Annotated in this window: 15 protein-coding genes; 6 read left to right on the forward strand and 9 right to left on the reverse strand. The window is 65.3% G+C overall.

Annotation, left to right across the window (positions count from 1 at the left end):
* Window positions 1-10 precede the first annotated feature (10 nt).
* On the reverse strand, window positions 11-1048 hold the full coding sequence (locus tag I6H87_RS21790) for a tripartite tricarboxylate transporter substrate binding protein (RefSeq protein ID WP_010811637.1): 1038 nt from the start codon (window positions 1046-1048) through the stop codon (window positions 11-13).
* A gap of 144 nt (window positions 1049-1192) precedes the next feature.
* Here I6H87_RS21790 and I6H87_RS21795 point away from each other — a divergent pair, with 144 nt between their 5' ends.
* The gene (locus I6H87_RS21795) at window positions 1193-2092 is read left to right on the forward strand and encodes a LysR family transcriptional regulator (RefSeq protein WP_010811638.1); all 900 of its coding nucleotides are present in this window, start codon (window positions 1193-1195) and stop codon (window positions 2090-2092) included.
* Window positions 2093-2127: 35 nt separating this feature from the next.
* Here I6H87_RS21795 and I6H87_RS21800 read toward each other — a convergent pair whose 3' ends face one another.
* Complete coding sequence (locus tag I6H87_RS21800) at window positions 2128-2607, reverse strand: SRPBCC domain-containing protein (RefSeq protein ID WP_011616698.1); 480 nt, start codon at window positions 2605-2607, stop codon at window positions 2128-2130.
* Between the two features lie 294 nt (window positions 2608-2901).
* Here I6H87_RS21800 and I6H87_RS21805 point away from each other — a divergent pair, with 294 nt between their 5' ends.
* On the forward strand, window positions 2902-3276 hold the full coding sequence (locus I6H87_RS21805; protein WP_010811640.1) for a VOC family protein: 375 nt from the start codon (window positions 2902-2904) through the stop codon (window positions 3274-3276).
* An 18-nt stretch (window positions 3277-3294) separates the two neighbouring features.
* Here the strand turns inward: I6H87_RS21805 and I6H87_RS21810 are convergent, their stop codons facing one another.
* On the reverse strand, window positions 3295-4005 hold the full coding sequence (locus I6H87_RS21810) for a DUF899 domain-containing protein (RefSeq protein WP_010811641.1): 711 nt from the start codon (window positions 4003-4005) through the stop codon (window positions 3295-3297).
* A 349-nt stretch (window positions 4006-4354) separates the two neighbouring features.
* Between I6H87_RS21810 and I6H87_RS21815 the strand changes: the two genes are divergently transcribed.
* Together I6H87_RS21815 and I6H87_RS21820 are read left to right on the forward strand one after the other, a co-directional pair.
* The gene (locus I6H87_RS21815; protein ID WP_011616699.1) at window positions 4355-5311 is read left to right on the forward strand and encodes a D-2-hydroxyacid dehydrogenase; all 957 of its coding nucleotides are present in this window, start codon (window positions 4355-4357) and stop codon (window positions 5309-5311) included.
* A gap of 31 nt (window positions 5312-5342) precedes the next feature.
* Complete coding sequence (locus tag I6H87_RS21820; RefSeq protein WP_011616700.1) at window positions 5343-6497, forward strand: glycerate kinase; 1155 nt, start codon at window positions 5343-5345, stop codon at window positions 6495-6497.
* 49 nt (window positions 6498-6546) lie between these two features.
* On the opposite strand, the gene I6H87_RS21825 is transcribed toward I6H87_RS21820, so the two are convergent.
* The 4 genes from I6H87_RS21825 to I6H87_RS21840 are packed head-to-tail and all read right to left on the reverse strand — an operon-like array spanning window position 6547 to window position 10129.
* Window positions 6547-7515 (reverse strand): Bug family tripartite tricarboxylate transporter substrate binding protein, encoded by a 969-nt coding sequence (locus tag I6H87_RS21825; protein ID WP_011616701.1) that lies wholly within the window; start codon window positions 7513-7515, stop codon window positions 6547-6549.
* 38 nt (window positions 7516-7553) lie between these two features.
* Complete coding sequence (locus I6H87_RS21830; RefSeq protein WP_010811645.1) at window positions 7554-7940, reverse strand: VOC family protein; 387 nt, start codon at window positions 7938-7940, stop codon at window positions 7554-7556.
* A gap of 19 nt (window positions 7941-7959) precedes the next feature.
* Window positions 7960-8913, reverse strand: a complete 954-nt coding sequence (locus I6H87_RS21835; RefSeq protein WP_011616702.1) for a hydroxymethylglutaryl-CoA lyase — start codon at window positions 8911-8913, stop codon at window positions 7960-7962.
* A gap of 13 nt (window positions 8914-8926) precedes the next feature.
* Entirely contained in the window at window positions 8927-10129 is a 1203-nt protein-coding gene (locus tag I6H87_RS21840) for a CaiB/BaiF CoA transferase family protein (RefSeq protein WP_011616703.1), read from the reverse strand.
* Window positions 10130-10407: 278 nt separating this feature from the next.
* Here I6H87_RS21840 and I6H87_RS21845 point away from each other — a divergent pair, with 278 nt between their 5' ends.
* A complete protein-coding gene (locus I6H87_RS21845; RefSeq protein WP_010811648.1) occupies window positions 10408-11325 on the forward strand; it encodes a LysR family transcriptional regulator in 918 nt (305 codons plus the stop codon).
* A gap of 19 nt (window positions 11326-11344) precedes the next feature.
* On the opposite strand, the gene glnA is transcribed toward I6H87_RS21845, so the two are convergent.
* Window positions 11345-12820, reverse strand: coding sequence for a type I glutamate--ammonia ligase (glnA, locus tag I6H87_RS21850; protein ID WP_010811649.1), 1476 nt, complete (start codon window positions 12818-12820; stop codon window positions 11345-11347).
* A gap of 132 nt (window positions 12821-12952) precedes the next feature.
* Between glnA and I6H87_RS21855 the strand changes: the two genes are divergently transcribed.
* A complete protein-coding gene (locus I6H87_RS21855) occupies window positions 12953-13243 on the forward strand; it encodes an excalibur calcium-binding domain-containing protein (RefSeq protein ID WP_081050256.1) in 291 nt (96 codons plus the stop codon).
* A gap of 80 nt (window positions 13244-13323) precedes the next feature.
* On the opposite strand, the gene I6H87_RS21860 is transcribed toward I6H87_RS21855, so the two are convergent.
* Window positions 13324-14232, reverse strand: coding sequence for a LysR substrate-binding domain-containing protein (locus I6H87_RS21860; protein ID WP_011616704.1), 909 nt, complete (start codon window positions 14230-14232; stop codon window positions 13324-13326).
* Window positions 14233-14277: the final 45 nt, after the last annotated feature.

Genomic DNA, 14277 nt, shown 5'->3' on the forward strand with positions numbered 1-14277 from the left:
TGGCGTTGCGTCATTGCGGCTGCAGCCCGATGGCCTTGGCCAGGCCGCGGTAGCGCGCCGTCTCGCCTTCGTAGAAGCGGGCCGCCTCCTGCAGCGTCATCGGCGTGGCCACGGTCTGCATCTGGGCTTCCAGCCCGGCGCGCACGGCGGGATCCTTGAGGACATTGCCGAGCGCCAGGTTCAGGCGCTGCACCACCTCGGGCGGGGTTCCCTTCTTCACCATGAAGCCGGTCCAGATCGTGAAGGCGAAGTTCTTCAGCAGCTTGCCTTCGCCGATGGTGGGCACATTGGGCAACAGCGGCGCCCGGGTGGCGCCCGCGGTGGCGAGCAGTTTCAGCCGTCCCTGCTGGGCCATCGCGCCGAGCGCGGCGTTGAACGGCACGATGGCGAAGTCGAGCTGGCCGCCGCCGAGGTCCTGTACCAGCGGCGCCGCGCCCTTGTAAGGGACGTGGGTCATCCTGGTGCCGGTGAGTTGCTGCATATGCTCGACCAGGATGTGGTACAGCGAGCCCACTCCCACGCTGCCGTAAGACAGCGGCTTGTCCTTGCGGCTGCGCGCCAGGGCGATCAGTTCGTCCGCGGAGTTGGCTTCCAGGTCCTTGCGTGCGATCAGTGCCAGCACCGCGGTGGAAATCGGCTGCACCAGCTGGAAGTCCTCCGCCTGCAGCTTGACCGCGGCATTGGCCAGCGGAGACAGGATCACTTCGTTGGGAGAGCCCTGGAACAGGTAGTAGCCGTCGCCCGGCGCCGACAGCACCTTCTGCGCGGCGATGGCGCCGCTGACGCCGCCCAGGTTCTCCACCAGCACGGTCTGGCCGAGCTGCTTGCCGACGGGCTGGCTCAGCACGCGGGCGATGGCGTCGGAGGCGCCGCCGGCGGGATAGGGCACCATCAGTGCGATCGGCTTGGCGGGATAGGACGCCCCGGTCGCCCCCGCGGCTGCGGTCGCGCCGGCCGCGCCGGCGCAGATCGGGCTGGCCAGCACGGCGGCAAGCAGGCCGCCAGTCAGCCTCGTCAGCGGGCGGCGCAGGCATTGTGTGAGGGTCATCGTCGTCTCCTGATCATGGATGCCGCGTCTGTCTTGTTGCCCCGGCGGGACGCACGGCTGGCAGCCATGTTAGGAAGGCGGCAACCTGATGTCCAATGCATCATTTTTCTCATTATCATTACAAGATTGCATGCGAGGACGGCGATGAACCTGATTCAGCTCAAGCACCTGATCGCGCTGGCGGAGACCGGCTCGTTCAGCCAGGCTGCCGCGCGGCTGCATCTGACGCAGCCGGCACTCAGCCGCAGCATCCAGGCCCTGGAAGCGGAGCTGGGCATGCCACTGGTAGACCGCATCGGCAAGCGCAACGAACTGACGCCGTTCGGGCAGCTGGCGCTGGAAAGGGCACGGCGCATCGTCTTCGAGGCTGGCGAGCTCAGGCAGAGCGCGCTGGCGTTGCAGGCCGGCCAGGCGGGCACGCTGCGCATCGGCCTGGGATCCGGGCCGGGCGCTATGCTGATGACGCCGCTGCTGGTGCATATGGCCAGGCACCATCCCAGGGTCAGGCTGACCATTTCGCGCGGCGCGACCAATCTGCAGCTTCAGCAGCTACGCGCCCGCGCGCTTGACGGCGTGGTCATCGATCTGCGCTCGCTAGTGCCGGGCCCCGACCTGCGCGTGGAGCGGCTGCCGGACCTGCGCGCCGGCTTCATGTGCCGCAGCGGCCATCCGTTGTGCAAGCTGCGCCGCGTGAGCTTCGACGATCTGCTGGCCTATCCGATCGCTTCCAGCCCCCTGTCGGACGAGGTGGCGCGCATCCTGATCGCCCACTTCGGGCCACGCGCGCATCCCGACCAGATGGTCACGCTGCGCTGCGAGGAGATCTCCAGCCTGGTGGAAGCCGCCCGCATCACCGATGCGGTGTTCCTCGGCATCATCGCCGCCGCGCGCGAGCCCATGGCAAGCGGGGAACTGGTGGAGCTGGCATTGACGCCGCCCTTGCACACCAGCGCGCAGTTCGCGCTGATCACCTTGCAGGGACGGACCGAGACGCCCGCAATGGAGATGCTGCGGGCATTCATGGCGGAGAGGATGCGGGAGTAGCGGCGCTCCCGCCCGCGCGTACAGGCAATGACTGCTCAGCGCAGGCCAGCCTGCCGTTGCGCATTCAGCGCTTCCGCGCGCGCCTTGACGTCCCGTGCCACCTGGTCGAAGCCCTGCTTCACCCAGGCACCGTGCTCGCGCATGATGGTCTCCGCGTTCAGCCCCAGGAACAGGTCAGTGGTGAAGTAGCGGGTGCGCCCGGGCCCGACGGCTTCCAGGTACTGGTCGCGCCGGGCTGCATCCTTGTTCTCGTCGGTGGGGCGCTGCTCCCACGAGAGCAGGCGTTCCGGCTCCCACGCCACCAGGTACTCGTTGACCGGGATGACCTGGTCGGTGCCGGGGATGCGCACCTGCATGTACACCATGTCGCCGAGCCGGCCGGTGGTCTCCAGCTCCGGGCAGAACGTATTCCATTCCGCGTAGCGCGCAAAGTCGGTCAGCACTTCCCACACCAGCGCTACCGGTGCGTCGATCTCCACCTGGATCGACGTCACGAGATTCTCTGCTTTGGCCATCGGCCCCTCCTTCATGAAAGTCATCGGGAAGGGACACACTAGAGCCGTGTGACTTCGGTTCGCATACCCCGAACGGACGAGTCCGGGTGGACGAAGGCGATGTTGTCGAGGTCAGGCAGATTGAGGCTTGCCCCGAGCGCGCGCGGTCCGGCGGCGGCGACGCGCGGCGGGGTCTCAGTCTCCAACTGCTGTGAGCTTGGTGCCGGCCATCGGGGATGGCTGGCATTTTTTTTGGTTCATCGTCAAACTCTGGGGTCGGGCCGCGCGCAGGGCCCACACACTTCAGGAGAACCCATGTTTGACCACGTCAAATTCGGAGTCAGCGACTATGCAGCGAGCAAGGCGTTCTTCCTCAAGGCACTCGAACCGCTCGGCGTAGCGGTTGCCTCGGAGGGGCCGCCGGCGTACGGTGTCGAGCTTTGCCCAAAGGGCAAGGCTTCATTGTGCCTGTTCCAGACCGAGGAAAAGCCGGCGCATCTTCACCTGGCGTTCACGGCCGAGAATCGCCGGCAAGTCGAAGCTTTCTATCGCGCGGCCCTGGAGGCGGGTGGCAAAGACAATGGTGCGCCTGGCCTGCGCCCGCACTACCACGCCAACTACTATGCGGCGTTCGTGATTGGTCCGGACGGGCACAACATCGAAGTGGTTTGCCACCAACCCGAGGCCTGACCCTGCCATCGAGGACGATTATTTCCCCTCGGGGTATTCCAGCTTCGGATACCAATCCGCCCCCCGGCCTTCCGGCGTGGTGTCCAGCAGGGTCCACAGCGGATCCAGGTCCGGCGCACCGCGCGGGTCCTGACCCGGGTCGACCGAGAGGGCATACATCTCGCTGCTCCAGAAATGGCGGATCTTGCCGTCCCGGCGCGTAAACACCGAGTAGCCCGGAGCGTCGGCATCTTCGGGGCTGACATAGTCGCGGGTGAAATCGCCGTCGACGTCCGCATAGACCTTCAGCTTGGTCCAGCCCCGCGCCTTCTTGGCGGCGACCAGGCGATCGATGGGCGAGCGGGCGATCATCGCCAGCGCCACGCGCTGCTCGATGTCCGGGACCTTGTGATCCCACGACGCCATCACCGACGTGCACATCGGGCAAGGCTGCTCCCGCTGCGGTCCGAACATATAGCTGTAGATGACCAGGGTGTCCTTGTCGCCGAACAGTTCGGCCAGCGTGACCGGACCGCGTTCGCCCTGGAAGGTATAGCGCTTTGTCACCTCGCCGCCCGCGGGCAGGCCGCGGCGCTGTTCGGCCACGCGCTCAATGTGGCGCCGCAGCTCGATCTCCTCCGCGAGCAGCGCATTGCGCGCCTTGCGGTACTCCGCGCTTTCATTGGGAAACCGGACGGGGTTTTGTTGCGCCAACTCGGTTGAGGGAATGAGTTTTGCAGTGGTGTTCATGTGGGTCCTCCTGCCATAGCTACCGCGAATGGCCGGGGAATGTGATGCCGTCGCGCAGCGTCGGCGTTTCCGCGGCCCCTCACGTAGTTCGTGTCAGCCCAGGCCGAAATGTTCCACGCCATGCAGGGCCGATGCTGCCGTGACGTGGCCATTGCCTTTCCATTTGAGAAAGGAAGGTGGAGAAAGCCGCGATTCCAGCTGGGCCTGCCTCCCCTCATCATGTCTGTGGCGCAATAACGCGGCAGATGCCTGCCGCCCTTCGACCGCAGCCCGTCCCTACGCGCCAGTGTGACAAGCCGTGCCTCACATCGGCACGCTGCGGGGGGCCCGCAACCTGGATGTCATGGCAATGAAGATCGTATTCCTGGACCGTTCCACCATCTCGCCGCAGGTCACGCTGCCAGCGCTGCCGTTCCCGCATGAGCTCCAACTCTACGGGGAAACGCCTGACGAGGACGTCGCCGCGCGCATCGCCGCCGCGGACGTGGTCATCACCAACAAGGTGAAGCTGGATGCCCGCCAGCTTGAGCAGGCACCGAACCTGAAGCTCATCGCCATTGCGGCGACCGGCACCGATGTTGTCGACCTGCAAGCCTGTGCCGCCCGCGGCATCGTCGTCTCCAATATCCGCAACTATGCCGTCCATACGGTGCCGGAACATACATTTGCCCTGATCGTCGCGCTGCGGCGAAGCCTGGCCGCCTACCACGATGCGGTCCGGCGCGGCCGCTGGCAGGAATCCGGATCCTTCTGCTTCTTCGACTACCCGATCAAGGACTTGCACGGGTCGGTGCTTGGCATCATCGGCGACGGCGTGCTCGGCCAGTCGGTGGCCAGGATGGCGAGTGCGCTGGGCATGCAGCCGCTGTTTGCGGCCCACAAGGGACGCGAGGGCATGGGCCCGCTCTACACGCCTTTCGACGAGGTGCTGCGCCGTAGCGACATCATCACCTTGCATTGCCCGCTGGTGGCGCAGACACGCAACCTGATCGACACCGCGGAGTTCTCGAAGATGGAGCGGCGCCCGTTGCTGATCAACACCGCCCGAGGCGGGCTGGTCAATGAAGCGGCGCTGGTGGAAGCGCTGCAATCCGGAAAGGTGGCCGGGGCCGGCTTCGACGTTGCGACGCAGGAGCCGCCCGGCGCGGAACACCCGTTCCATCAGTTGAAGGATGCGCCGAACTTCATCCTGACCCCGCACGTTGCATGGGCCAGCGACGAGGCCGTGCAAGGCCTGGCCGACCAGCTTATCGACAATATCTGTGCCTTCGCGCAAGGCGCGCCCAGGAACGTGGTGGCCGCATGACGTGCCCGCCGGACGAAGGATGGTGCCGACAATGAAAGCAGCAGGACTCAAGGTGCTGGTTGCACCTGACTCGTTCAAAGGCAGCCTCAGCGCGACCGAGGTGGCGGATCGCATCCGCGCCGGCATCCGGCGCGCGGTGCCTGGTGCGGATGTCACCGTGGCACCGATCGCCGATGGCGGCGAAGGTACCGCCGAAGTCCTGGCGGCCACGCGTGCGGGCGTGTGGGAAGCGGTGGTTGCCACCGATGCCAATGGCGTGCCAAGGCCGGTGCGGTACTTCCGCGTCCGCACGCAGGAGTTTGGCGAGCTCGCGATCGTCGAGGTGGCTGAAATCGTCGGCCTTCCGCACGCCCTGCTGGCGCCGGGGCAACGCACGACCAGGGGCATCGGCCATGTCATCCGCGCGCTCGCTGAGCGCAGTGTCGATACCATCGCGATCGGGCTGGGCGGATCTTCCACCAATGACGCAGGTGCCGGCCTGCTGGCGGAAACCGGCTTTTGCTTTACCGATGCGCAGGGCAACGCATTGTGGCCAACCCTGGATACGCTGGACGCGATCTGCGCCGCAACGTATCAGCAGCCTGCGCAGCTTGGCCGGGTCCGGCTGCTGGGCCTGTCCGACGTCAACAATCCGCTCTGCGGGCCAAACGGCGCGACCTTTGTCTTCGGCCCGCAGAAGGGCGTGCAAGACCTGGCCGCTGCGGATGCCCGGCTGGAACGGTTTGCAACGCGATGCGCCGCCGTGGTCGGGCTGGAGGTTGCCGATGCGCAAGGCAGCGGCGCCGCCGGCGGCATCGGCTTTGCGTTGCACCTGCTCGGCGCCGAGATCGTTCCCGGCGCGGCCTTTGTGCTGGGTGCTGCCGGCCTCGATGCAGGGCTCGGCGCCTTCGACTGGGTCATTACCGGCGAGGGACGGTCCGATGCGCAGACCATGATGGGAAAAGGTCCTGCCATGATCGCGCGCATGGCGCGCCAGGCCGGTGTGCCGGTGACGCTGCTCTCAGGCGCCGTCGAGCCCGATGCCGGACTGGCCGAAGCCTTCGACGGGTGCATCTCGATTCAGCAGGGGCCGGTATCAATCGGCTTTGCGATGGAGCATGCGGCGGCATTGCTTGAGGATGCTGCGTGCCAGCTTGCGCGCCTGTATGTCGCCGCCAGCCGGCTGGAAAATCGCCTGGGCGTATAGAAAAAACGGGTCTCCCCACCCGGGGAGACCTTCCACGCATCGACGACACTTAGTCCGCGCGAATATTCGATGTCTTGACCACACGCGACCAGGACGCCAGTTCCTGATCGACGAACTTGCCCAGCTCCTGCGGCCCCATGTAGGCGGCAAAGGCACCTTGTTCCTCGATCTTCTTCCTGTACGTGTCGCTGGCCACGATCTTCTTCACCTCCTGGGACAAGCGCTCGACGATGGCCGGCGGTGTATTCGCCGGTGCAAACAGTGCAAACCAGGATTCCACCTCATACCCTGGCAGCCCAGCCTCCGCGGTGGTCGGCACATTGGGCATGGAGGGATGGCGCTTCGGTCCGGCATAGGCAAGCGCCTTGATCTTGCCCGCCTGCACATGCCCGATCACGCTCGGCGGGGTCGTGATGAACATGTCGACCTGCCCGCTGATCAGGTCGGTGACCACGGGCCCGGCGCCCTTGTACGGTACGTGCGTCATCGGCACCCTGGTCTGCCGCGCCAGCATCTCGCCGGCGATATGCTGGATCGAGCCATTGCCGGACGAGGCATAGAACAGGCCCTTGCCATTGCTTTTGCCGTAGGTAACCAGTTCGGCTATCGATGTCGCGGGCAGCTTGCCGTTGATGGCGATGACGTGCGGCGCGCGCATGACCAGCGCCACCGGGACGAAGCTGGACGGCTTCCAGCGGATCTGCGGGAACAGCGCCGGATTGCCGACGTGGTAGCCGGAATACTGAAGCAGCAGCGTATAGCCGTCCGGCGCGGCGCGCGCCACGGCTTCGGTGCCGATATTGCCGCTGGCACCGGGCTTGTTGTCCACCACCACGGGCTGGCCAAGCGCGGCCTGCAGTTGTTCGCCGACCAGGCGGGCAACGATATCGGTGGATCCGGCCGGTGCGCTGGGCACCACCAGGGTGACCGGCTTGGTGGGATAGGCGTTGGTGCTGTGGGCCGGGGCGGCCGCAGCCAGGGCCGCCAGGGCGGCCGCGGCGATCGTCATGCGTTTCATGGGTGTCTCCTCCATCGTTTTGCCGGGTTGGCCGATCTTCAGTCGACCAGTTCTGATATCTCGATCAGGTTCAGGTCCGGATCGCGCACGTAGACCGAGCGGATCTTCTGCGTTGCGCCGGTGCGCGCCACCGGTCCTTCGACAATGGGCCACTGGCATCGCCGAAGATGGGCGATGACGTCGTCGAGCGGGACGGAAGCGATAAAGCAGAGATCGAGTGCGCCGGGAACGGGCAGGTGTGCCTTGGGCTCGAACTCGGCGCCGCGCTGGTGGAGATTGATCTTCTGGTTGCCGAAGCGGAAGGCCAGGCGACCGTTGCCGAAGGTTTCAGGCTGCATCTGCATGACTTCGGTGTAGAAGTGCCGCGTGGCTTCGAGGTCAACACAGGTGAGCACCAGATGGTCAAGATGGTCGATCAGGGACATGATGGTTTCCGGGTGGGTGTCAGGGCTGGAAGGCCCGTTGTTCGGGGATCGCGTCGGCGGCAGGCATCGGATGCAGGTCGAGGCGGCGGCCGGCCTTCAGCAGCTGGCTTGGGACGTCATGGCCGATCAGGCCAGGCAAGCGCGCGGCGGCATCCAGGATGGCAGCCAGGTCGACGCCGGTGTCGTAGCCGTCCAGTTCAAGCATATGGACGAGTTCTTCGGTGCAGACATTGCCGGTCGCGCCCGGCGCATACGGGCAGCCACCGAGGCCGCCCAGCGAAGCGTCGAAGCGGTCGATGCCCTGGTCCAGCGCGGCGAGCGCATTGGCCAGCGCCAGGCCCCGGGTATTGTGGAAATGCAGGGTCAGCGCCAGGCCGGGGAACTGCCGCCGCGCGGCTTGGCACAGCCTCGCGACCTGGGACGGGAACGCCATGCCAGTGGTGTCGCACAGCGTCACGCCGTGAGCCCCCAGGTCGGCGAAGCGCTGCATCCAGCCCAGCACGTTTTCCAGCGGCACGTCGCCTTCCATCGGGCAACCCATCGCGGTCGACAGCGAGATGTTGATCGCGGTCGGCGTCTCCCTCACCACGCGGATGACGTCGGCAAGCTGGGCAAACGATTGCTCGCGCGACATGCGCAGGTTGGTGCGGTTGTGGCTTTCGCTGACCGACATCACCAGGTTGACCTCGTCGACCTGGCAGGAGAGGGCCCGCTCGGCGCCGCGCACATTCGGCACCAGCACCGTGTAGACCACACCGGGGCGCCGCGCGATGCGATGCATCACCGCTTCCGCGTCGCGCAGCGCGGGAATCGCCTTGGGCGAGGTGAAGGAAGTCACCTCGATCCTGGCGTAGCCGCATGCGCTCAGCGCGTCGATCAGGGCAACCTTGTCATCGGTCTCGACAAAGCGGGCCTCGTTCTGGAAGCCGTCTCGCGTGGCGACTTCATGTATGTACACCTTCCTGGCAGTCATGCCGGTCTCCTTGTCAGATAATCCCTGCCATGCGCCATGCCTCGCGCTGTGCCGTGCCGATGCCAAGGCCTTCCAGCACCGCGTCGGTATGCTGGCCAAGCGCGGGGGCGGGGTTGGGCAGTGCGCCGGGGGTGGCGCTCAGCTTCGGCACGATGCCGGGCAACTGGACGGGGGTGCCGTCCGGCAATTGCGCGTCCAGGATCATGTCGCGCGCACGGTAGTGCGGATCGCTGGCGATATCGGCGACGTCATAGATCTTGCCCGCGGGGATGCGGGCGCCATTGAGCGCGTCGAGTGCCGCTTCCAGGCTGCGCTGTGCCGCCCATTCGCCAATGGCGGCGTCGAGCATCGCGACCTGGCTGACCCGGCCGTCGTTGTGGGCCAGCGCAGGGTCGTCGCGCAGGTCGGGGCGCTCGATCATGTCCATCAGCCGCCTGAAGATGCCATCGCCATTGCCAGCGATCAGCACATACTTGCCGTCGGCGCAGCGGTACGCATTGGTCGGCGCGATGCCGGGAAGACTGCTGCCGGCCGCCTGCCGCACGGCGCCGAACACCGAGTATTCCGGCAGCAGGCTCTCCATCATGCTGAACACCGACTCGTACAAGGCCACATCCACGACCTGGCCCTGGCCGCCGTTCTGCTCCCGGTGCCGCAACGCCAGCAGGATGCCGATCACACCGTGCAGCGCGGACAGGGAGTCCCCCATCGATACCCCCACGCGCACCGGGGTGCGGCCCGGCTCGCCGCTCAGGTGGCGCAAGCCGCCCATCGCTTCGCCAATGACGCCGAAGCCCGGCCGGTCGCGATAGGGGCCGGTCTGGCCATAGCCGGACACGCGCAGCATCACCAGCCCGGGATTGGCCGCGCACAGGCTGTCCCAGCCCAGGCCCCAGCCTTCCAGCGTGCCCGGGCGGAAGTTCTCGATCAGCACGTCGCTTTGCGCGGCCAGCTTGCGCACGACTTCCTGGCCTTGCGGCGTGCGCAGGTCCAGCGTGACCGACTGCTTGTCGCGGGACTGTGCCTCCCACCAGACCGAGGTGCCTTCATGCAACAGCCGCCACTTGCGCAGCGGATCGCCCGTGCCCGGCGGCTCGACCTTGATCACTTCCGCGCCGAACGCCGCCAGCATGCGCGCGGCAAACGGCCCCGCGATCAGCTGCCCCAGTTCCAGGACGCGTACGCCGGCAAGGGGCTTTGACTTGCTTGTTTCCATCTCCAGGCTCCTGCTGTGTGCTGGAGATAGTGGGTCAAAAGCCGTTGCCTGGTAATCGATGGATTCTCAACCGTCCTTTCCTTACGGGAAAAGGTGGTGCATATTGCCGTACGGGAGCACCACGGCCGGCACAACCCGCCACTTTGTCGGCTATCCCAGGCGGATCAAGGCCTGCATTGCGCTGCCGGGAGCCGGGCGCGCCGTTTGACAAGGCGCGAGCGGCTTACTAGCCTTTCCTGGCTTTCAATCCAGTCGGCGCGCGTCGCCAGTGCAATACCATGATCAATCCTGCCCATTTCGATCTCCAGTCCCTGCGCGTCTTCCAGCTGGTGGCCCAATGCGGCGGGCTGACGCAGGCGGCGAACAAGTCACACATGACGCTGTCGGCCCTGAGCAAACGGATCGCGGATCTTGAGCGCACGGTGGGATGCGCGCTGTTCCTGCGGGTTCGGCGCGGGCTTGAGCTGACCCCCGCTGGCCATGAGCTGGTCCAGCATGCGCGCATGGTGCTCGACAAGGTCAACCAGATGGCGGGCGAGATGAGCGACTTCGCCACCGGCGTGCGCGGACACGTCAAGGTCTGGGCCAATACGTCAGCCGTGATCCAGTTCCTTCCGCACGACCTGGCAAGCTTCCTGGCCTCGCAGCCGATGATCAGGATCAGCCTGGAGGAGCGCCTGAGCCAGGACGTGGTGGTAGCGCTGCTGTCCGGTGAAACCGATATCGGCGTGTTCGCCGACAACGTGCCGGCTTATGACATCAGGAAGTCTGTCTATCGGCGTGACCGCCTGGTCGTCCTGGTGCCTGCCGGGCATCCGCTGGCCGGGCGCCCGGAAGTGAGTTTCGACGAAACCCTGGAGTACGACTTTGTCGGCCTCAACCAGGGCAGCTCGCTGCTGCAGCGCCTGACCGACGCCGCATCGGCACTGGACAAGGTGGTGCGGCTGAGGATCCAGGTCAGCAGCTTCGATGCGATCTGCCGGATGATCGAGGCCGGCCTGGGCATCGGCGTCCTGCCAGATGGCGCGGTCCGGCCCGAACTGCTGGGTGCCGGGCTGCATGCCGTCTACCTGTCCGACGCCTGGGCCTCACGCATTCTCTGGCTGGGCGTGAGGGACGAAGCTGGTCTCTTGCCGGAGGCAAGGACGCTCCTGGAGCATCTGCGTGCAGCGGGCTCTGCCAGCGCGAGTCGCTGATGACACGGTAGTGCCGTCATCAGATGTCGAAGTAGAGCTGGAATTCCCACGGGTGTGGCCGCACCTTCAATGTATCGATCTCGCGCGTGCGCTTGTAATCAATCCAGGTCGTGATCAGGTCTTCAGTGAAGACATCCCCCTTGCGCAGGAACGCTGAATCGGCTTCCAGCGCGCAAAGCGACTCTTCCAGGGAGCCTGGTACCTGCCGGATGCGGGCGGCTTCCTCCGGTGGCAGATCATAGATGTTCTTGTCGAGCGGGTCGCCGGGGTCCGTCTGGTTTTCAATGCCGTCCAGGCCGGCGAGCAGCATTGCCGAGAAGGCGAGGTAGGCATTGGCCGACGGATCAGGACAGCGAAATTCAACGCGCCTGGCGCTCGGGGAATCCGAAACCATTGGAATCCGGGCCGCGGCGGACCGGTTGCGCTGCGACATGGCCAGATTGACAGGCGCCTCGTATCCGGGCACCAGCCGCTTGTAGGAGTTCGTGCTCGGTGCGCAGAATGCCATCAGCGCGGGGGCGTGGCTGAGCAAGCCGCCTATATACCAACGGCACATCTGGGACGTCTGCGCCCAACCGTTCTTGTCATAGAAGAGGTTCTCGGCGTCGCGCCAGAGGCTCTGGTGGCAATGCATGCCGCTCGCGTTGTCGGCAAACAGCGGCTTGGGCATGAAGGTGGCGACCTTGCCGTGGCGGCGCGCAACGTTCTTGCAGATGTACTTGTACATCATCACGTTGTCTGCCATGCGCATCAGTGGCGCAAAGCGCATGTCGATTTCATTCTGGCCGGCCGTGGCGACCTCATGGTGATGCACTTCGACCTGGATGCCGGCCTGCATCAGCGCGAGCACGATTTCGGAGCGGATGTCCTGCAGCGTGTCGCTTGGCGGCACGGGAAAGTACCCGCCCTTGTAGCGCTGTTTGTAGCCGAGATTGCCCCCGCCATAGGCGCCTTCGTCACGGCCCGAGGTCCATTCGCCTTCGGCGGATTCGACATGGTAGTAGCCAGAGTGCTGGTCCTGCCCGAAGCGTATGGAGTCGAAAATAAAGAATTCCAGTTCGGGGCCAAGGTAGCAAACCGTGGCAAGACCGGTTTGCCGGAGGTACAGCTCGGCCTTGCGTGCGATATGGCGCGGATCGCGCGAGTACGGCTGGTGCAGGACAGGGTCCAGCACGTCGCAGATCAGCGCCAGCGTTGGTGCTGCGCAATACGGATCGATGAACGCCGTGGCCGGGTCAGGCCTGACCAGCATGTCGGACTCGTGGATTTCCTGGAACCCGCGAATGGAAGACCCGTCGAAGCCGATGCCGACAGAGAATAAGTCGTCGTTGACTTCCGGCAGCGTGATCGAGAAGTGCTGCCACACGCCGGGCAAGTCGGTGAACCTGAGGTCAACCACCTGGATCGCGTGCGTCCGGATCAGATCGATGACCTCGCCGGGGTTTTGCGGCGGTACAACGTGATAGCTGCCGGGTTCTATTGAGACCATGCCCATATCCGCCTCCATCGTCTGCCCGCAGCCTAGTCCAAGATTAGTCTGTCGGATTCCGAATGGAAAGTGCCTTACCAACGACGCTGTTGTGGCATCCTTCCATTTCCAAGAAGAAAAAGAAGGGTAGGGGTCAACATGTATAAGGGCTTGCTGGTAGTTGCGGCCGCCGCGGCCGCCTTCATCTATTACAAAACGCACGCGCCTTTGGCAAATCCCGTTGCCCAGGCCGAGCCACAGCAGATCGAGGCTCCAGCAGTGGCAGCCACGGCGGAACCGGCATTCCGCTGCGAGGGCAAACAGCACTGCAGCCAGATGGCATCCTGCGCGGAAGCGCGCTTCTATCTGAAAAACTGCCCGGCGGTAAAGATGGATGGGGACGGCGACGGTATTCCATGTGAGACGCCGCCCCTCCAGTGCATGTTTTGACGTGCCGCTTGCTGTCCGACACCGGAACCACGCAATGCGTCATGTGACCGACCGGCACGGGCCGCCACGAAGTCAATGGCTCAGCTTGCCCGATCATCGATCACCTGCTGCAGCGCCTGCACGAATTGCCTGACTGCTGGCGTCGCTACCTCCTCGTCGAACGCGAATTCCACGTCGAAGCGGTCAGCGACCTCAGGCAGTGGCACCAGCCGCACGGTCGGCGGACAGACGGTTGACAGGCTTGCGGGGACAAACGCGCAACCCATCCCCGCCGAAACCAGACCGAGCACGGTCGGGATGTCGCTGCCCACCTGGGCCACGCGAGGCGAGAAGCCGGCGCGCTCACACTGCGTCATCAGGAAGCGATGCTGGGACGAGGACCGCGCCGGATCGAACCAGACGAAGGGCAGATCCGCCACGTCCGCCAGTCGTTTCGGCTGCTTGTGGCGGGCGGTCTGCGATGAAGGCATGGCCAATACGAAGCGGTCGCTGAGCAACACGATGCCAGTCAGATGCGGCGCCTCATGCCGACGCCAGGCCATGATGCCGCCATCCACCTGCCTGTTCCGGATCGCGGCAATCTGCTCCGTCGACAGCATCGGGTCCACCAGGACCTTGACTTCCGGGCACGCTATCCGGAAGGCCCGGAGCACCTCCGTCACGACGGCTGAACTCAGGTAGTTCGGCAACACACCAAGGCGCAGCTCGCCGAGCTGCCCGGCGGCGCAACGCAGGGCGCGATCGCGGCTGGCTTGCAGGTTTGCCAGAAGTTGTGTGGCATCCCTCAGGAAGCTCTCGCCCGCCACGGTGAGTTGCACGCCCCTTGCCTTGCGCGCCAGCAGTGGCGTACCGATGGCCGCCTCAAGTTCGATGATTTGCCGCGACAGGGCTGGCTGGACAATGCCGACGGCACGGGCGCCCGCCACCACGCTGCCGGCCTGCGCTACCGCGATGAAGTAGCGAAGATGCCGCAATTCAATGTTCCGCATACCGTTTCCGCCCATTCATTTCCATACTCATGAAGCATAGCTAGG

The organism is Cupriavidus necator, assembly GCF_016127575.1.
Taxonomy (GTDB): Bacteria; Pseudomonadota; Gammaproteobacteria; order Burkholderiales; family Burkholderiaceae; genus Cupriavidus; species Cupriavidus necator_D.